General features: G+C 43.4%; 20 protein-coding genes. 11 read left to right on the top strand and 9 right to left on the bottom strand.

All coding sequences use genetic code 11. The features are described 5' to 3' along the window. Positions 1-601 precede the first annotated feature (601 nt). From V7K36_RS34115 to V7K36_RS14060, 3 genes are all read left to right on the top strand, one after another. On the top strand, positions 602-796 hold the full coding sequence (locus tag V7K36_RS34115) for a KGK domain-containing protein (protein WP_442948463.1): 195 nt from the start codon (positions 602-604) through the stop codon (positions 794-796). Then, complete coding sequence (locus tag V7K36_RS14065) at positions 793-1143, top strand: DUF952 domain-containing protein (RefSeq protein WP_335116605.1); 351 nt, start codon at positions 793-795, stop codon at positions 1141-1143. Before V7K36_RS34115 ends, V7K36_RS14065 begins: the two co-directional genes overlap by 4 nt. A gap of 485 nt (positions 1144-1628) precedes the next feature. Further along, a complete protein-coding gene (locus tag V7K36_RS14060) occupies positions 1629-2549 on the top strand; it encodes an RluA family pseudouridine synthase (RefSeq protein ID WP_335116734.1) in 921 nt (306 codons plus the stop codon). Positions 2550-2764: 215 nt separating this feature from the next. Here the strand turns inward: V7K36_RS14060 and V7K36_RS14055 are convergent, their stop codons facing one another. The 3 genes from V7K36_RS14055 to V7K36_RS14045 all read right to left on the bottom strand — a co-directional run bounded on the left by V7K36_RS14055 (position 2765) and on the right by V7K36_RS14045 (position 5185). Beyond that, positions 2765-3532, bottom strand: coding sequence for a phycobilisome rod-core linker polypeptide (locus V7K36_RS14055; protein WP_335116603.1), 768 nt, complete (start codon positions 3530-3532; stop codon positions 2765-2767). A 493-nt stretch (positions 3533-4025) separates the two neighbouring features. Continuing rightward, the gene (locus tag V7K36_RS14050; RefSeq protein ID WP_335116601.1) at positions 4026-4571 is read right to left on the bottom strand and encodes a hypothetical protein; all 546 of its coding nucleotides are present in this window, start codon (positions 4569-4571) and stop codon (positions 4026-4028) included. After that, positions 4568-5185 (bottom strand): phycobiliprotein lyase, encoded by a 618-nt coding sequence (locus V7K36_RS14045; protein ID WP_334826423.1) that lies wholly within the window; start codon positions 5183-5185, stop codon positions 4568-4570. The genes V7K36_RS14050 and V7K36_RS14045 overlap by 4 nt, the downstream gene beginning before the upstream one ends. A gap of 318 nt (positions 5186-5503) precedes the next feature. Between V7K36_RS14045 and V7K36_RS14040 the strand changes: the two genes are divergently transcribed. From V7K36_RS14040 to V7K36_RS14030, 3 genes are all read left to right on the top strand, one after another. After that, complete coding sequence (locus V7K36_RS14040) at positions 5504-5671, top strand: NblA/ycf18 family protein (RefSeq protein ID WP_334826122.1); 168 nt, start codon at positions 5504-5506, stop codon at positions 5669-5671. A 430-nt stretch (positions 5672-6101) separates the two neighbouring features. Next, positions 6102-6659, top strand: coding sequence for a bleomycin hydrolase (locus V7K36_RS14035; protein WP_335116599.1), 558 nt, complete (start codon positions 6102-6104; stop codon positions 6657-6659). A gap of 78 nt (positions 6660-6737) precedes the next feature. Further along, positions 6738-7232: a bleomycin hydrolase gene (locus tag V7K36_RS14030; protein ID WP_334949556.1), complete on the top strand. Its 495-nt coding sequence runs from the start codon at positions 6738-6740 to the stop codon at positions 7230-7232. Positions 7233-7751: 519 nt separating this feature from the next. On the opposite strand, the gene V7K36_RS14025 is transcribed toward V7K36_RS14030, so the two are convergent. Then, positions 7752-7919, bottom strand: coding sequence for a hypothetical protein (locus V7K36_RS14025; RefSeq protein ID WP_335116597.1), 168 nt, complete (start codon positions 7917-7919; stop codon positions 7752-7754). A 30-nt stretch (positions 7920-7949) separates the two neighbouring features. Between V7K36_RS14025 and V7K36_RS14020 the strand changes: the two genes are divergently transcribed. Continuing rightward, positions 7950-8558: a HEAT repeat domain-containing protein gene (locus V7K36_RS14020; RefSeq protein ID WP_334826128.1), complete on the top strand. Its 609-nt coding sequence runs from the start codon at positions 7950-7952 to the stop codon at positions 8556-8558. A 43-nt stretch (positions 8559-8601) separates the two neighbouring features. Here the strand turns inward: V7K36_RS14020 and V7K36_RS14015 are convergent, their stop codons facing one another. Together V7K36_RS14015 and V7K36_RS14010 are read right to left on the bottom strand one after the other, a co-directional pair. Continuing rightward, entirely contained in the window at positions 8602-9510 is a 909-nt protein-coding gene (locus V7K36_RS14015; protein WP_335116595.1) for a HEAT repeat domain-containing protein, read from the bottom strand. A gap of 32 nt (positions 9511-9542) precedes the next feature. Next, a complete protein-coding gene (locus V7K36_RS14010; protein WP_335116593.1) occupies positions 9543-9782 on the bottom strand; it encodes a hypothetical protein in 240 nt (79 codons plus the stop codon). 200 nt (positions 9783-9982) lie between these two features. Here V7K36_RS14010 and V7K36_RS14005 point away from each other — a divergent pair, with 200 nt between their 5' ends. The 3 genes from V7K36_RS14005 (at position 9983) to V7K36_RS13995 (ending at position 13033) form a co-directional block, all read left to right on the top strand. Next, positions 9983-10405 carry a hypothetical protein gene (locus V7K36_RS14005; RefSeq protein ID WP_335116591.1) on the top strand — a complete coding sequence of 141 codons (423 nt, stop codon included), beginning with the start codon at positions 9983-9985 and terminating at the stop codon, positions 10403-10405. Between the two features lie 37 nt (positions 10406-10442). Further along, the gene (locus V7K36_RS14000) at positions 10443-11714 is read left to right on the top strand and encodes a HEAT repeat domain-containing protein (protein ID WP_335116589.1); all 1272 of its coding nucleotides are present in this window, start codon (positions 10443-10445) and stop codon (positions 11712-11714) included. A gap of 836 nt (positions 11715-12550) precedes the next feature. Then, complete coding sequence (locus V7K36_RS13995) at positions 12551-13033, top strand: hypothetical protein (protein ID WP_335116587.1); 483 nt, start codon at positions 12551-12553, stop codon at positions 13031-13033. A 150-nt stretch (positions 13034-13183) separates the two neighbouring features. Here V7K36_RS13995 and glgA read toward each other — a convergent pair whose 3' ends face one another. From glgA to V7K36_RS13980, 3 genes are all read right to left on the bottom strand, one after another. Continuing rightward, entirely contained in the window at positions 13184-14626 is a 1443-nt protein-coding gene (glgA, locus tag V7K36_RS13990) for a glycogen synthase GlgA (protein ID WP_335116585.1), read from the bottom strand. A 130-nt stretch (positions 14627-14756) separates the two neighbouring features. Next, a complete protein-coding gene (hemC, locus tag V7K36_RS13985; RefSeq protein ID WP_335116583.1) occupies positions 14757-15728 on the bottom strand; it encodes a hydroxymethylbilane synthase in 972 nt (323 codons plus the stop codon). 682 nt (positions 15729-16410) lie between these two features. Then, the gene (locus tag V7K36_RS13980; RefSeq protein WP_335116581.1) at positions 16411-17877 is read right to left on the bottom strand and encodes an APC family permease; all 1467 of its coding nucleotides are present in this window, start codon (positions 17875-17877) and stop codon (positions 16411-16413) included. Between the two features lie 180 nt (positions 17878-18057). On the opposite strand from V7K36_RS13980, the gene V7K36_RS13975 reads away from it, so the two are divergent. After that, positions 18058-18624, top strand: coding sequence for a Uma2 family endonuclease (locus V7K36_RS13975; RefSeq protein WP_335116579.1), 567 nt, complete (start codon positions 18058-18060; stop codon positions 18622-18624). Positions 18625-19420: the final 796 nt, after the last annotated feature.

Raw genomic sequence — 19420 nt, 5'->3', positions numbered from 1 at the left:
AGCTTAAATATAAGTGTTATCACTGAAATAATTTGAATAATTGCGGAGTAGAATAGTTGATTAGTTTAAACTATCATGCGAATAGTTACTAAATTACATTAACTACTAGGATTAACATTCACTAACTTGATTAGGACTTATATGTGATACATATGTACTATACAAAGTTTGGACTTTTAAACCATATTGAACACCAAACACAGTCAATATGCGAACAAATCAGGGTTGTGTTAGGTGCCTGAAACGTTGATTTTACCTAATATATATTATGGTTAATTTGTACAGAGCGTAAGTCATATTGATGTCAACAAAATTGCAGAATAAGCTGAAATTATCAAGTAGGTATTGTCCACTCTGAATTAACTATATTCATATGAATAATCAATTCATTACTCTAGACTGTGACGATGATGTTGTACTCTTCCAGAAAGACACTTTTAAAGTCAGCAGATTAAAGGAATTAGTTCGGGAACAGATTTGCAGCAAGTGGGAACGTCATAGTGCTTTTGATCACATGACTCAAAAGACTACCACTCAAATTTCTGAATTTTTAAAGGAAATATCTCTTAGTTAAGAGATTATCAAAATAGATGAAATTAAATTGAATTTGATTATAGATTGCCAGATACTTAAAATTAGCGGTAAAGGCTGGCAGAAAGGAAAATTGAAAATGCAAATATATATCTCAAATGTCACCACAAATAAATATACATTATATCTGGAATTTTGTTCTGATGAACCCGTTAAGCCCGAATCGCCTTTAGATGATATTCGCAAAATTATAGAAGTAAGATGAACACTATCCTCCACATCACTAAACGCCAAGAATGGGAAAAAGCAAAATATTTGGGCAACTATCGCGCTGATTCACTCGACTCTGAAGGCTTTATCCACTGTTCAAAGTTAACGCAAATCATCAAAGTTGCAAATACATTTTTTGATAATCAAAAAGAATTGGTAGTGCTTTTTATTAATTATGATAAAGTCGAAGCTGAAATTCGCTATGAACCTGCTGAAATAGGCGAATTATTTCCTCACGTTTATGGTGAGTTAAATATTGATGCTGTGTATCAGGTGATTGATTTGAAAGCTGGGGAAGATGGGTTTTTTGAGTTACCGCAAGAAGTTATAAATTTAGAATAACGAACCGCAAAGGACGCAAAGGACGGGAAGAAGAGAGATGAAAAGTCAAGGGTTTGATGTGGGTTATTGATAGAATGGCCTTATTGTTGGGTTTATAGCCAATGGCTAGGGCGTTTGCTACATCCAATTTGGTAAAAGAACAAATACAAGGCAGCTAAGGCGAATAGAATTCGCGGGTGGGTATCTGGAAAACCTCACTTCTATTTCTCTCTCCTAAAAGGAGAGAGACTTTGAATTTTCCCCCTTCTCGTGTCGGGAAGGGGGTTAGGGGGTTAGGTTTTTCGTAGACTTTTCCAGATGACCTGAATTGTCCGGTGTAGACGCGGTTTCTAACTGCCCTTTTAAAGCATTCCGCGCTTTACTTAAAGAACGGGGAATTATCTAGAGCAATTGTGACCGAATTTAATTTACAAATCCCAGAAAATAGCGATCGCTTGTCTTTCCCTATGGAGGATGCTGCATCTAGCTTGCTTCCCCTTGGGAGTATGATACACTGCGTCAACACTAAAGGCGATCGCCTTGACCGTTACCTTTCCCAAGAATTACCAGATTTATCCCGTTCCCGCATCCAACAATTAATCGAACAGGGTAACGTCCAACTTAACGACAAAGTTTGCACATCTAAGAAGATCAATGTCAAGGTAGGCGATCGCATCACTCTCGAAATACCAGAAGCGCAACCCTTAGAACTGCTAGCAGAAGATATTCCCTTAGATATCCTCTACGAAGACAACCAGTTACTTATTCTCAACAAACCCGCAGGTTTAGTTGTCCATCCTGCGCCCGGTCATCCAGATGGCACTTTGGTAAATGCCCTATTGGCTCACTGTCCCAATTTACCAGGAATTGGCGGAGTCCAACGTCCGGGAATCGTCCATCGATTGGATAAGGATACTACGGGGGCGATCGCGATCGCTAAAACAGATATTGCCCATCGTCACCTACAAGCGCAACTCAAAGCAAAAACTGCACGGCGAGAATACTTGGGCGTAGTTTACGGTGCGCCAAAAACTGAAAGTGGTACTATAGACTTGCCGATTGGTCGCCATCCTCAAGACCGCAAGAAAATGGCGATTATACCCGTTGAAGAAGGCGGACGATCTGCCGTCACTCATTGGCAAGTACTAGAACGGCTTGGTAACTTCACGTTAATTCACTTTCAATTAGAAACGGGACGCACCCATCAAATTCGCGTCCACAGCGCCAAAATGGGTCATCCAATTGTCGGCGACCCTGTTTATAGTTCTGGTCATTCAGTGGGGGTAAATTTGCCTGGTCAAGCACTACACGCTTGGCGACTAAAATTGCAGCATCCCCTATCTGGGGAGTTGATTGAGGTGACAGCTACTCCTCCCATCCACTTTACAAAACTTTTGGAAATGTTAGAAAGACGAACTACACTTTAAGCTCATCCCAGGCCTGAAACCAGCCCCATTTCACAGAAATTGAGCAATTTAGAAAAAAACCATGCCCAATGCCCATTAACAACTAGCGTGCATCAGACATGGGATAGAGTCTGTTTCACTAGTCATACCTAAATGAAACTCCTACATAACCCAAGACTTATGCACGCTATAAAAATGATTAAAGCGATGTAGTAGCCGCCGCCGACCAAAAATCGTTACTTAATTCCAGCAAGTTGCCGATAAGGTACAGACTTTTCGATATCAATGTTGAATGACGAGATCCTTTGTGGCGGATTGCCAGTTGCATTGACACTTTGTGCCATAGACAAGAATAGAGATGGATCGCCAGCTTTGGGCTTTTGCTCTTGTGGGAGGAATCTGCGTACTTCTACCTGCCAAATGATTTGGGGGAAGCCCAGTTTGGTACGGTGGTAATCTTCGTATCGCGGAGATTTGATGTTGAATGGCAACTCACCTTCAGATTGGGATGGCAGTATCCGACGGCGTTGATAGGGCACTGTAGAGTATCCAAAATTGCTCAGGTACTCTTCAGTGTTGAGAACTTCATCAATAAAGCCTACAATACCCTTGGTAGCGACTACAATTGACCAGGCGATTTTTTCCCGCTCGTTGTATGGGTCACGTCCTAGAACGCGCTGAATTACTTGCTCAACAAAGCGATAATTATTGTTGAGGTCGTAGAAGCTTTTCTTAAAGGTATTGGAAAGAACCAACCCACGAATAAAGTCCCGCACTGTAATTTGTCCATTACGGAGTTGGGACTCTAAATATGTTTCGCGATCGGCCGCAAAAGCATAAAAGAAAAGTTGACGATATGCTGCTTCGATCAGATCACCTAAATCTGACGGAGAAAGTACATTGTCTGTAGTAAAAATCCTGGGCTGTTCATCACCCGGTACTTCATATCCAGCTACACGCTGATTTTGACTTGAAGGGTCATACGTTAACAGAGGAATTGTCACTCTAAAGCCTCCATGTTCTTAATTAAAGTTAACAACTTTAAATCACATATTAAGGGAGTAGTTGTATCATAACTTCAGATTCTGATAAAATTTCACGAAACTTAACTAAGAGTGATTGAAGTATTCGTAGAAAGAAATATTAGCCTGCTGGATTTAACCTATAGCTAATCAATAAAGGGAGTGGAGCTTCCAGATTAATGGCTACGAAAATAACTAAAAAACTTTGTTCACATATTTCAGATTAGGAGATTGAGTTTCACTTTTTTTAACTGAAGCAATAATTTTTAACATTTAACAAAAGAAATTAATGAGAAATGGGGCATTGGGCATTGGGCATTGGGCATTGGGCATTGGGCATTGGGCATTGGGCATTGGGCATTGGGCATTGGGCATTGGGCATTGGGCATTGGGCATAGGTTATTAATTCTTCTCCCTCATCTTCCCCTGCTTCCCCTGCTTCCCCTGCTTCCCCTGCTTCCTGCCCCCTGCCCTATCAGCGACCTATCCAAAATTCCAGGGGATCTATGGTTGACTTACAGTGAGGCCAACTACGCAAAGTTGCTTCCATCCCTCCCTCCCAATAGGGTGGTTCCAATCCCAGTCCTAAACATAGATGAGATAGAATGCTAGCAAACTGCTGATTGTGACCAAAGTCTCCTAGATGGGCATGGGCGTATTCATGGACGACTACACCAAACCAGTCTCTAGGTGCAATTCGACCGACATCTACCAAAATCGTGATTGGGTTTGTGAGAATGTTGCACAGACCATCTATCCCGAAGGATTGAGCTATGGGTACTGCAAAAATTTGGATGTGACGACGCTCTTGGGGATGAAAGCACTGATGACAAACTTCTAGATAGGTGTTGATCTGAGCGTTTACGGTGTTAATATTCTCGCCGATCCAAGTGCAAATGGGGATGCGATCGCGCGAGTTATCAAACACATCCACCATACCCGGTTCTAGGGCCAGCCCCTGTACCAGATAAAGATAATCTCGCCCACGAGTAAAAGCATCGGTCTGCTTGAGATCATTCACCAGCCTAAAACAGAATAAAACTGTGTTTTTTCCCGAACATCCTCCCCAAGTCTTTCTGTTACTTCTTCTGTGCTGACAACCTCAACAGAAGTTTCAATGCGGCTTTCTGTACAAAATGATGCCGTGCTGAAGCCGCCAAACCGTTTGACTGTACTGGTTCGCAGTCGCATATTTGGGCTGGCGAACCAGAATCGCTCAATGGAACTCATTGTTTCGTATTCGGTTGTCAACACTAGTCCATCTTCATCATCCATGTGAAAAAGACCGACTACAGGCATAATTTCGGCGTAGCCTCTTTCGCGGAGTAATTTGCCAGCCCTGGGGTTATCGCCATCAGGCACGATCGCAAATATGGTTTTCCCCTGATGGTTATCCTCACCTTCTCTATCCCAAGCCATTGTGCCTAGCCAACGCACACGCGACCCTCCGACTGAAAGGCTGGGGTCAATCTGATGATACTGGCACAGTTCAATGATTTCTGGATGATCGGCATCCAGAGTTTCTACCTGTATATCCGATTCTCCCGTCTCTGAGCGCTTGAACGCCAGATGATGAGTTGCACGTTGTGATCGCCACTTACCTGCACTTAGTTGAAAAAATTCCATTGCGTCTATCAATCTTCTGACTCCTATTTATGACTCCTGCGGATGATGTTTACCTTGTTTTTTATTTTTAGAGTTATTGGTATATATACATTCTAAACATTACAACCATTAGCGGCCAGCTTCAATAAATTCCCTACAAAGGGTTAGGTAAATGTATTTTTAGTAAATTGTAAACTTTTATTGTAAGGATCTCATAGAGCTTGACAATGTAGACAGTTTAATATCTCAGTGTTATACTGGTAAGAAGCGATGTATATGACAGACTACGCCTTCGCACTAGCAGTAACAATAAATACCCTTCGATTCAATCAATCCGAGGAGTCAATAATGGATTTCCCAATCGAACTAACCTTAGAGCAACAGTTTCGCTTAAAGAACTTGAAAGACCAGGTACAGAATTTGAGTCAAGAAGAGGCTCAGGAATTTTTGTTAGAAGTTTTACGGCAGATGATGGTGAAAGATAATTTGGTCAAACATCTGCTAAAACAAGCTTGATAAAGTAAAAACAGAATATTCTTTCCTTAAGACTTACGCAGTGACAGAGTTCCATTGAAGTGCGTAAGTCTTAATCTTTTGGGCATTGGGAACAAGAGGCAGAGGGGCAGGGGGCAGGGAGCAGGCAGCAGGCAGCAGGCAGCAGGCAGCAGGCAGCAGGCAGCAGGCAGCAGGCAGCAGGCAGCAGGCAGCAGGCAGCAGGGAGCAGGGGAGTAGGGAGCAGGGAGCAGGGAGCAGGGGAGTAGGGGAAGGAGAATAACTAATGCAATGCCCAATGCCCAAGATAAATATTACAGATTATTACTTTGTCTCTCATAGTAAAGACTAGGGTACTATTAATCCCCTATGTTTTTGTTTGGCTACTCACAGTTAATCTGATTGAGAGATGCCAGAAATAATATCCGCCATTTGTGAATATTAAGGAGAACTCATGGTTCTTGATGCTTTTTCTAGAGCTGTAATTGCGGCTGATGCCAAAACCGCTCCTATCGGTGGTACTGACTTAGCAGCCCTTAAGTCTTTCATTGCTGAAGGCAACAAACGTCTTGATGCAGTGAATGCGATCGCCAGCAACGCTAGCTGTGCAGTTTCTGATGCGATCGCTGGTATTGCTGCTGAAAACACAGGTTTGCTTCAAGCTGGTGGTAACTTGTACCCCACTCGCCGGATGGCAGCTTGCCTACGTGATGCTGAAATAGTTCTGCGCTATGTTACCTATGCGCTGTTGGCTGGTGATTCTTCCGTATTGGATGATCGGGCTTTGAACGGTCTGAAAGAAACCTACACAGCTTTGGGCGTACCTACTGGCTCTTCTGTACGGGCTTTCCAAATCCTGAAAGCGATCAGCGTCGCTCACATCACCAATACCAACACTGAAGCTAACGGTGGTAAAAAGTTCCGCAAACAGGAAGTTGTTCAAGGCGACTGCTCTGCTCTAGCTGCTGAAGCTGCTAGCTACTTCGATCGCGTTATTTCTGCTCTGAGCTAATTGCTCATGGCTAAAGGCTATTAGCCAAGCAAACTGAAATTAAAACCCGATCAAATCTAATCTGGAGTATAAAAAGCAATGAAATCAGTTATCACTACGGTTATTGGATCTGCCGATGCAGCAGGTCGTTTTCCAAGCACCTCTGATTTAGAATCTGTTCAAGGTAGCATTCAGCGTGCTACTGCTCGTCTAGAAGCTGCTGAAAAGTTGGCTTCTGGTATCGATGCCGTAGCTAAAGAAGCTTACGATGCTGCCTTCAAGAAATATCCTTACCTAACCCAAGAAGGTGAAGCTGGCGACACTCAAGTTAAGAAAGACAAGTGCTTCCGCGACATCAAGCACTACCTACGCTTGATCAACTACAGCTTAGTTGTAGGCGGTACTGGCCCTCTGGATGAATGGGGTATTGCAGGTGCTCGTGAAGTTTATCGCTCTTTGGGTCTGCCCACAGCTCCTTATGTTACCGCGTTGACTTTCACTCGCGATCGCGCTTGCTCTCCTCGCGACTTGTCTCCTCAAGCGTTGGTTGAGTTCCGCTCTCTTCTCGACTACGTAATCAACTCCCTTTCATAATAATAGGGATTGATTAGACGTAGACGAGCGATCGTCATACTCTGAAACTCAGGGACTCTCAGTTTGTTGCTTTGCCTGTATCTGGTTGAGTGACATATTAAGAGTCCCTCAGTTGTGATTAACAGTCAACAGTTATATAGCAATACGCTTGGGTTAGCGCCAAAAAGCTTAAACTGCGTAGGTTGGAGAGCTACTGCGCCCTTGCGGTTTCCCGACTTGAAGCAAGTGGCGTTTGAGGAACAAAACCCAACATTTCGCGAGCTTTGTTGGGTTGCGCTTTGCTTAAGCCAAGCGTATTGAGTTATATAGTGCTTGTCGGTTGAGTAGACTTCTTGCATAAATCAAAAATTAAGAACCCCACCCCGCATTTGAGTAAAGCAAACGCTCCCCTCCCGAAGAGCGGGGAGGGGTTGGGGGTGGGGTCTTAGGGACTTTTGCAAGAGGTCTAGTGAAATACAAAGCTAACAAGAACAGCTCCTTCCCTGCTAGCCTTGGAGAATAAAATTCAAAGTTTTTCTCCTAAAAAGCTACAGTGTAAAAACAAATCTCTTGTAATGCCATTGCATCGGCTGACAATGCCATTGCATCGCCTGACAATGCCATTGCATCGGCTGACAATGCCATTGCATCGGTTGACAATGCCATTGCATCGGCTAACAATGCCATTGCATTAGCTGACAATGCCATTGGGGGATTGAAATAAGAAAATTTAATTTTATGACAATAGATTCTCTATTTGAACAGTTGAAACATCCCAACCCCAATCTACGGGAACGAGCCATGTGGGAACTGGCTGATGTCCGTGATCAAAATACTATTCCTCGCCTGATGGGTATTTTGGATGAGGAAGATGTCACCTATCGTCGAACTGCGGTAAAGGCGCTGGGTGCTATTGGTACAGATGCTGTACCGCTACTAGTAGAGTCATTAGTAAATAGCGATAATGCAACTATTCGGGGTAGTTGTGCTAATGCCCTGGCACAAGTTGCTGCGAACCATCACGATGTTCCTTTCCCAGATGAGGGCTTACAGGGATTGAAAACAGCGCTCAATGATCCAAATGCCGTTGTTTATATTGCATCAGTCATGGCGCTGGGTGAGATTGGTTCTCCTGCCTTTGAGATTTTGACTGAAGCTTTGAAAACAATAGATAATGTTGCGCTGGCTGTGGCGATCGTCAATGCACTCGGTTCAATGGGTGATATCCGAGGAGTGGAAGTGCTGACGGCATTGACAAATGATGAATCTGTCGATCCATATGTTCGAGAGTCAGCAGTGAGTGCTTTGCCTCGATTAGATCAGGTGATTAAGTATAACAGAGGATAGCGATCGCTCTTAAATCGAACTACTTTTATAAATGTCCATTGTCCTATTCCCAAGCATCCTCCTCCAACTGTCTCTCAATTTGAGAAATTGCCAACTTGAATACTGCCTGAACCACTGCTTCCCCTTCTTTAGTTAATGCGACTTGCAGAGGTTCTAAAGCAGCACCATCGCCAATCTTCATTAATGCCAGAGCCGCCGCTTTTCGAGTTTCACAATCGTCATGATGCAGTAACTCGACGAGGTTAGGAATTGCTGGTTGATAGGTGAGGCTGCCTAATGCTGCTGCTGCTTCACACCGCACAATTTCAGATGGATCGGTAAGGGCGTTAACTAAAATATTAAATGCTCCTTCTTGGGTTCCTTCTTCAGCAATTTTAGCGATCGCACCCACCACCGCAGCCCGAACTTCAGGTGAGTCTGAGTTAATCTCTTGATATAAATGCTCCTTCGCCCCTGCCCCAATAAATCCCAACGCCCATACCGCGTGTCCTTTGGCGCTTTCTGGATACTCAGTTGACGCTAAGATTTTCAGCAATGCTGGCACAGCCGCCTCACCTATTTTGGCCAGCGCTCCCACCGACGAGCCTTTCACCACCGTATCTTCATCATTTAAGAGGGCGTTGACCAAGGTTGGAACTGCGATCGGGTCAGCGATGAGTGTGAGAGTTTTAGCGCTAGCTCTGCGTACAACTGGGTTTGGGTGATTTGTCACAGCTTCCATTAACAAATGGGTCGCTGGTTTCCCGATTTTACCCAACGCCTCTGCAAAACTCAACCGAACCATTCCCCGTGAGTCTCCCATACTCTCAACCATGCGCTTGAGTAGCTCTTGGTCATCCGGGTTGAAGGTGTTTAAGCTTAATTGCTCACTGACTGCTGCAAATAAAGCATCAGTTTCTACATGGGACAGATTTAACAAATCCGCCCCGGATTGAGTTTTGGAGTTGAGCATATAACTTATAGCTAAATTATCAAGATAAATGATTAGTTGCTGAGACTTAGAGAGGCTTGCTGATTTCGGAGTTCTTCAAGGGCAGAATCGATCTTGGCAAGCTCAGGCTCCAGTTTTGCTGTAACATTTACCCTCATCAACTTAGCCCGTTTTGCTGTTTCTGTAGTTTCTTGAACTAGACGTTGCCGATATTGCTCAAGTTCTGCAATAATTTCTGCTACATCTTGAGCGGTTATGTTATCGCTTGTTGTGAGTTTTGAGGTTTCATCCATAACTTTTGTTTCCTAAATGCGTGTTTATATGAATAATGTGTGGTTATTAATCCAAAGAATGTTTGTATTTGGTTACTCGCTAAAGACCAGTACTTAGCTGTTGCATACAACTGCACAATTGGCAAGAGGCAACTAACTAAATAGCTGACAAATGTATATATTCCGATCTTCTCAGATCGCGTTACCACTGGTAAAGCTTTTTGACGCAAATCTTCAAAAGTCGAACTCAATTACAACCTTCAATCCAAGTTCCGATCAGTCTTCTAGGCTTTTTTGATTGCAAGTGCGATGCCGATAGCGAGTATTCGAGCGTCATAGCCCGTCGTAGACATCGCGATCACCTTGGCTTGATCACGATCCATAGCCCCTGGATTGAAATGGTGGATGGTTTTGTTCGTGTATGGTCAGATAGAGGAATGGATTCAACAGCCAGTGCATTTCACCTCGACTTTGAGCAATCCACCTTTGAAACAGAACTGAGCAAAGTGCAGCAGGACTTAAGTACCTTCTTGGTAAAGATTGAGGCATGGGCTAATAAGATAAAGTTTCTAGAACCTAGCAAGCTATCGTCTAAGTTTGACGAATGCTTTGCTATTTCCCAATCCCCACTCCTAGTACGATAGTAAACGTGACAATTATCCAAGAGCCATTTACAGATCAATGGATAAACGTTTTTTTAAAATGTTTGGGCTAACAGAAGAACAAGCGATCGCAATTATTGATACACCATTAGAACAACTTGAAGACGCTTCTGATAAGTATATTGCTGTTTCCCATTTAATTAACTTCCCGACTGAGCAATCGATCGCGGCTTTGGTACGGGCGATTGAAACTAGTAACCCTGATGAGTTAGACCACCGTATTGTCAGACGCAAGGCTGTGGAAAGTCTGGGGCGATTGCAGGCTGAATCAACTTTACCTGTAATTCGGCAGTGCCTCAAAGATGATGATATTTATACTGTTGAAAATACTGTGTGGGCGATCGGGGAAATCGGCACTAAAGATCCAGAAATTCTCGAAGAAGTGGCGCAACTGCTCGATAAACCAGGTCAAATCTATCGGGTGATTATTCACACCTTAGCTAACGCAGACTATCGTCCGTCCCTAGAACGTGTACGGAAATTTACCCAAGCTGAGGATGAACCTACCCGTAGTGCTGCGATCGCTACAGTTTGTCGTTTCACAGATGACTACTCCCAAATAACTGAGGTGATGGCGCTGCTACAAAGTTCCAGCGTCAATGCACGGCGCAGTTCCATTCAAGACCTGATTGATTCACGCTACTACAAAGCCATCCCAGAGATCGCTCGTTGTCCTGTATCTCTGGTGTTTCGGTTGCGAGGATTGCGGATGCTTTTGGATGCAGGCGTTCCCAGTGGTGAAATTACCTTTACAGAAATTCAACCTTACTTAGAACAAGTACTATACGATCATCCCAACGACCTTGATTTAGTACATGAGTATGACCTTACTCCTGTACTAGATTTTGTGATTAACGAACTCTACGAAACCGATTTTGGACGCTGTTATTTAGCGACAAAAACCTTACTCGATATCTATCCACAAGAAGCACCAGCAGCACTCCTAGCAACTTATTCGGACAAGGGATATAACGATTATGGCGCTCATTATCATGTGATGAAACTTTTCGGCTGGCTGAAATATGCTCCCGCCTACGATTTGTTAGTAGAAAACCTGCACAACCGCGAACCTCAGTTTCAGAAATCCCGTGCGGCTTGTGCGATCGCTCTTGGTGAATTGGGTGATTCACGAGCAATTCCTGAACTCAAAATTTGCCTAAATACGCCGATTTGGGATTTGAAATATGCTTGTTTATTAGCGCTAGACTGCTTAGGAGACTCGTCTGGTCGGGAAATTTGCGATCGCGATGCTGACTGGTTAATTAGGGCGAAAGCGACGAGTACTCAATAGTTAGGAGTTAGAAGTTATACCATTTTTTTGTGAGGCTGCGCCAAACCCCTTTAACTTCTTTGTTTCTTTCTTTACTTTGTGCCCTTTGCGTCCTTTGCGGTTCGTTTTTCTTTCTTGTCCTTAAATATGGTTTAGCGCATCTTCATACAGAATTGGTATTAGGAGTTAGGAGTCATTAATCTAAAATTAAAAATTCAACTAACGAAATGGCGCAGTTTCTCCGAAGTCGAGTTTAATTCTGGGGACTGGGGACTGGAGACTAGAGATTGGGAATTAGGGATTTTATTGCTGAAATGACCTCGTTGCCTTAGCGGAGCTTACCGTAGGTATCGCTCGGCAGCATAATTACTGGAGTTTAGATTAGCAGAATTGGACGTGTAGCGAGTTATGACGCATTATAGGGGCTATTGGTGCGATTGTGGCGAGGTGGATTCTCAGTTTGAACGGTTTTCTAGCAGTTCCCGCAAATCATCCTCAGCATTCTTTTTGGCGATAATTATTTTAGACTTTTATTAAAACCCCAACTAGGTACTAGATATATACTTAGATTAATTATTTTAGACTTTTATTAAAACCCCAACTAGATAGTAGATATTAGTTGTACATAATATTTATATATCTAATATTATTAGATATGTAACTACTTTGACAATCAAATTACTCATACCCTCAATAAGTAGAATAGGTCACAATACTGCTCGGTTAAGGAAAAAAGTAGGCTGAAACCCTTGAAATATCCTTGTCTATAATGCCCAAAAGAGATTTAACCGAGAAGTATTGGATAGCTCCCTTAAAGGAAAAGTTGTAATTTGAATCAAAAATTTAGGAGATAAAAGATGAATGCTTCAAAATTACACACTTATTTATTACGCAGCAGCTTTACATTAAGCTTGTTGTTTGGTGGACTGATGATTTTTGCCGCGTCGGCAAGAGCAGAGGTAGCTGGTAAAAGCTACGATGTCACAATTACTTTACTGAGTACAGGCGATACAGAGCAAGCCTGTTTTCAGTTCGATAATGTTAACACTCTGACCGTTACAGAGCAGGGTGGAAATGCGATTCTCTTCACCTTTGCTCCTAGAACACCGAATAAGACTAATAGAAATGAATTTAGGTGGCAAGCTGTCTCAAGAACTCAGAATTTTGGAGTGAGCGGCTTAGAAAATGCCTCAGGTTTTCTCAATCCGGTATCTAACTTGTTAGACGGTAATATTATTAGTCAAGGAGGCGCCACTTTAAAATTTCAGGGACAGGCAAAAGCCATTTGCACACCATTTAATATAATTAGTGGACAAGCTGATATTTTGCAGCAGTTATAAATCTGTTGCTCAACTTCTATACTCACGCGGAGGATTGTGGAGGTATTGTCAAATTGACAAGTTTCTGAAACAAAAAAACTCATGAGTAGCATCTTCAGGCTAATCTGAACAATGCTCTCACGAGTCACAAAAAGTAGTTATTTAGGCGGCTCAGGGCTTGCTGCTGGTAACTGCTTCGTTTAAAACTAACTCTGGTTCTGCTGTCTTCTCTTCTTCTTCTGGCAAACCGTAAATTGACCGATACAACTTCACGTATTGCTTGGCAGATTGATACCAACTAAAATCTTGACTCATGCCGCGTTTTTGTAGTTCTTGCCATTGCGGTTTGAAACGGAAGCCTTCCCAAGCCCGGATCATACAGGTAAAAAGGTCTAGCGCTTCATAGCGGTCAAAGCAATAACCTGTACCTGCCGCATTTTCGGGATCGTGATGGGTTACGGTGTCAACTAATCCACCTGTGCGGCGGACAATGGGTACAGAACCATAGCGCAAAGCCATCATTTGACTAATACCGCAAGGTTCAAAACGACTAGGCATTAAGAAGGCATCAGTACCAGCGTAGATCCGGCGAGACAGGGCATCGTTATACAGTAAGTAAGTTGCCATGCGTCCGGGAAAGCGGGATGCTAATTGCCACATCTGAGTTTCATAGTAGCGATCGCCTGTCCCTAACAACACAAACTGTGCATCTGTATAAGATAGGAAGCGATCGAGGATTTGCAATATCAAATCAATACCTTTTTGTTCCACTAATCGGGTTACAATCCCAATTAAAAAGGCTTTGGAGTTGACTTCTAACCCTAGTTCTTCTTGCAAAGCAATTTTGTTTGCCTTGCGTTTATCTAAAGTATCAGCAGTAAAAGTTTGAGCAATGTATTTGTCATTTTCGGGATTATAAACCTCAGTATCAATACCGTTGATAATCCCAGATAATTTACCACTAATAAAGGACAGCAAACCTTCTAATGTTTCACCGTAAGTCGGTGTCTTGATTTGCTCGGCATAGGTGGGCGAAACTGTATTTACTTTATTAGCAAATTGCACCGCCGCCGCCATTACGTTGTGTCCTTGCATATACCAGGGACACCAAGTAATTCTCTCCAAATACCAACGCCACGGTCCTTGATAAGCCAGATTATGAATGGTAAACAATGTGGTGATATCAGGATCTTGGTGCATCCACACGGGGATCATCCCCGTATGCCAATCGTGACAGTGCATAATTTCCGGTTTCCAGTAATTCCAGGCAAACTCGGCTGCACCATTGGCAAACAAGGTGAACCGCCAGTCTTCACCATCTCCAGAATAAATGTGGCGGGGTAAGAAAGCGGGATGTCCAAATAAGTATAAGGGAACATCAGTACCAGGCAGAACGCTTTCATAAACAGCAAATTCCTGGAACATCGCAGATCCCCGCCAGATGGGTTCTTTGGGAATTTCCATTTTGTCTGGCAGGAAGCCATAGTAAGGCAAGAATATCCGCACATCATGCCCCATTTCTCTCAAGAATTTGGGTAATGCCCCGACAACATCACCCATTCCTCCTACTTTGGCAATGGGTGCTGCCTCTGCTGCAACAAATAGAATCCGCATGGTAATTTTTGCTTCCCTGAGATTGTCAAATTCAGTCTATGATCCCGACCAACGCAATTTGTCGCGTCTGGCACATCTTTGATGCAACGGCGATCAATTATTATCTAATCACATCGGCTTGCCCAATTGCTTAGGAACCGCGCTGAATCACCGCAAAAATTTCTGACAAAATTTCTTGCGCTCCCTGTTGCCGCAACAGTTCTGCTAGTTCTATGCCTAATGCTTCGGCATTATTGGCAATTCCAGTGACGGTATCTTTTACGAACTTTTGACCATCTACACTGGCGACTATCCCTGTTAAAGTCAAATTTTCACCAGATATTTCTGTATTTACACCAATAGGTACTTGACATCCGCCCTCTAGAGAGCGTAGAAAAGATCGTTCGGCGAGACAGCGATCGCGTGTTTGGGGATGTTCGATCGCTTTGAGTACAGATAGCAATTCACTATCATCAGCGCGACATTCTATACCCAAGGCTCCTTGTCCAACGGCGTGGAGGGAGATTTCTTTGGGGAGAAGTTGATGAATGCGATCGCTCATTTCCAATCTCTCCAACCCTGCTGCTGCTAAAATCAAAGCATCGTATTCGCCTGCATCCAGTTTTGCCAACCGTGTAATCAAGTTTCCCCGCACATCTTTAAATGTAAAGTGGGGGAAGTGGTGGCGTAACTGTGCTAATCGCCGCAGCGAAGATGTACCGATTACCGCACCCTCTGGTAAAGTATCGATTTGTTTATCTTTGTGCTTTTCATGCACCACTAATGCATCTGCTGGGTTTTCCCGTTCAGTAATTGCTGCCAGTGTTAACCCTTCTGGTAAGTGAGTCGGCAGATCCTTGAGGGAATGAACGGCAAAATCAATCTCCTGATTGAGCATTCCGACTTCAAGTTCTTTAGTAAAAAGTCCTTTATCACCAATCTTAGCTAATGCTACATCCAGGATTTTGTCGCCTTGGGTAGACATGGTGTGGACTTCAAAAGTGATATCAGGAAAGCTTTTCTGGAGCTGCTCTTGTACCCAGTAGGTTTGAACCAGAGCAAGTTGGCTTTTGCGTGAACCAATCCGAATAGTGCGTGGAGGACTAGAAACAACTGAAGTCATAAAACAATATATCGTATCGCAAGCGAGAATTCACTTTCATCTAGACTACCGTAGTCAGGGACACATACGAATTTTGGGTTTTAGATTTGGGATTTTAGATTACAATTCTTTACCAAAAGCTGGTTTGAGTAATCTTCAACACTACTACTTGGTACAGCATTTCGTTAAATTTGTAGCGAATTAAATTTGGCAATACCCTCCAATGCCAATGCGTCTGTTGACAATGCCAATGCGTCTGCTAACATTAAAAACAAACTCTTGAGTTTGCTGTTGAAGGCAGTGTTCTAATTCAGCGTTGAGTGTTTGTAGCTGTTTGTAAAGTTCTGATTGTTGGATGGCGATCGCAACCCTGACTTTTCACGGGAAGTCCTCAAGCCTCGAAAAAACGTGGCTTTTTCCACAGCTTAATTATCACAGAACTTACGCATTTACAGGAATTCGACTATGTGTATTCAAGCCCACCTCTTGTGCTAGTGCATAGCGGCAAAAATAACTACTTAGTATTTGATCTAACTTTTCACGGCATATGGAAAAGCTCATTTTAGGGGTTTCCCAATCCCTGATTTTTCGGTTAGCTATTTTCATTAACAAGGGAGCTATTGATATAGGACTTACGCATTGACAAAAAGTCGATCATGCGGCTAAGTCCCTACTTTCTATTAAGGGGCTGTACTACATTGTTCTAACTGAGGGTTTCAGTTTCATCAATGACAAATAGTCTACCTGCCTGACGAATAGCTTCGGGTTTGTGAATTTGCAGGAAGCTTAACACTCCGATCCCCAGGAATATCCAAATCAAGACGATAACTGGTGCTAAGTGAAGCGGTGCTGGTGGAGGGGGATAAAGAGTGCCAACTAGAACACCACTAATCACGATTATCGAGAGCCAAGGTAGCAGAGTATGACGCAACCAACCAAAGCGATTCGTAGAGTTTCGCTCCAACCCAGCGCGGCGTTTTGTCGAGAAATATCGAAAACACGCCAAACTAGTCAATCCATAGATTGCTAGGGCAGCCAGCGTTAAGACTGTACCCAGAAAGGCAAACGCCTGAATCGGTGTCCACAGCATTCCCAACCCCAGCCCCACAAACGCAGAACTGCCACACAACCCGATAATGGCATTTGTCGGTGTGCGATAGGTGGGATGAATGTGCGCCAACCAACGGGGAAATAGTTCTTCTCGACTTATAGCATAGACAATCCGAGCAGCACCATTGAGAAAGGCAACGGCACAGGCATATCCAGCCATAATTCCGGCAAAATCAATCAATAAGGCGAACCCATTGCCCCAAACGTGACGCGCAATCGTATCGAAGGGGGCAGTATCTTGGGCAAAGGCTGCCATGTTATGGATGCCATATCCCACCGTTGCCACATATGACATCAGCACATAGAACACGCCAACTAAAACTAGGGTGATCACCGTCGCTTTTGGAATTGACTGTCGGGGGTTTTGAACTTCTTCACCCAACGTGGTTGCGGATTCAAACCCGACGAAACTGAGGATGGACAAAATCACACCGGCAACCAGGTTGCTCTGCTGTGGTAATCCCGTTAGCGTGAAGGGTACGAGCGTCAGTTGTCCGGTTTTGCCAGCTTGTATGAACACGATGAGCGCGAGCAACAGACAAACCCCGAGTTCAAACATCAATAGTGTCAGATCCAATTGCAGCGAGAAGCGAATGCCGCGATAACACACTGCCCCGACGATCAAAGTGAACAAACAATACCATACTGTCCAGTCTAGGTGTACGCCAAACCAGTGCAGCAAGAGGTCTTGAAAATTCGCACTCATTATTAGAAGGACAATGGGAATAGCTACACCAAAGGAAATTAAACTCAACCAGCCAGCGAGAAAGCCCCAGCGCACTCCTAATCCTTGAGTCACAAAGGTATATAACGAGCCACTCGTGGGGAACTTGGCTGCAAGTATGCTGATTTGATGAGCAACCAGCAGAGCCACCCCAAAACCAATGATGTAGCACAACGGCATTGCTGCACCGACGAGTCCCGCTTGTGGAATGGTATTAAAAAAGATGGCACCCACCGGAGACATCGCAGCGACTGCCATGACGACCGCATGGCGCAATTGCAGCGTATTGCGTTGCAGCTTTGGGGGTTCGCTCGAAGAATTTGTAGGAGGTGTCATATCCGAGGGTAGTTTATTTGCTGATACTGCTTATCATCCATTAATGGAAAAATGAGCGCAACTTATTGTCCGAACCCTGTGAGTAGACGACACCAATCTCAAATACGCATCGCCTTGTTGTATCCAGCCAGTGCCAAACCTTGATAAACTGGATCTAGTACTTTCGGAGTGGCAGAAGTCATGAGTGTTGCAAAATCTGCATTCCTAAGCTTAGAGGAGTTTCTCAAGTTACCAGAAACAAAGCCTGCAAGTATTTATATTGATGGTGAGATTATCCAGAAACCAATGCCGAAAACCCGTCACTCCCGACTTCAGGCTAAGTTGATTAATGGGATTAATGAAGTCACAGAGAAAAGGCAAATCGCTTATGCTTTTCCAGAGTTGCGTTGTACTTTTGGTGGTCGTTCAATTGTTCCAGATGTGGCGGTTATTCGTTGGCAACAAATTGAGTTTGACCATAACGGAGAACCTGTAGATGATGTGCTAATTGCGCCGAACTGGACAATTGAGATTCTGTCTCCAAATCAGAGTTCCAATCGAGTTACAAGCAATATTTTGCACTGCTTAAAATATGGTTGTCAGTTGGGATGGTTAATTGATCCTGATGACCGCTCAGTTCTTGTATTTAAACCAGATCAACAACCAGAATTTTGTCATAGAGAAGATAGTTTGACTGTTCTAAATGGTATTGATTTAGATTTGACAGTTGAACAGGTATTTGGCTGGTTGAAGATGAAAGCAGAGTGAGCAAGCCCTTAAAAGGTTGTTTGGAAAGTAGTAAAGTATAGTGACATACTCCTAACACTGACTGAGTACAGTAAAGTGTAGGCTTCTCAGTGACTCCCGGTATCCCGTCGGACATTAACTGAGCTTTGTTTAGACTGCACGCGATGCCCCACCATACAGTTGAACAAGTACCAAAAAGTATGTTCTACCTCAGTACCGCTAGAATTTTACCCATTCACAGAGACGACACAAAAATATCTATTCTTGAATGGAACCCCATATTCTAGATTGTCTAGATTCAGTGTACGACCAGCATTTATGCCTACGCCACGCTACGCGAACGGCTTTGTCTGTACTTATTTATAATACCATTGATCGTGGTAATAAAGTTAAGAAATATAATGAATATGGGTCATGGCACGAAGAAAGCTTTTTCCCTGTTTATGCTACGCTCCAAATACATTAATTACTATGTTTCTCCACTCCCTCGCATTCATCTCACACCCATTCTTAGGGGTATGAGATGAATGCATATCTAGCTAAAAATCCCGCTTCCATTGCTCTCTTTCACTCCTGAAAGGCTTTTAAACCCCACGCTCTTGATTCTAACGCCTCGGCGGAGCAATCCCAAGCTCTGCTCCTGATTCTGACTTCTGAATTCTTCTTCAAATCTCACCGATTAATGCCACTGGAAAAGAAGCTTATATTAGTCCGCAACTTATCCAACAGTTGATAACCTTTGATAAACTTTAACAAAATCACTGTTAAAAAATCTAAAAATTTTAGATAAATGTAGTTTTTTAGATATTTGCAAAGT

The sequence above is a fragment of the Nostoc sp. genome (assembly GCF_036919555.1).
Taxonomy (GTDB): domain Bacteria; phylum Cyanobacteriota; class Cyanobacteriia; order Cyanobacteriales; family Nostocaceae; genus Nostoc.
Note: the sequence above shows the minus strand (reverse complement) of the source record. Positions and strands in the feature narration are given on the sequence as shown.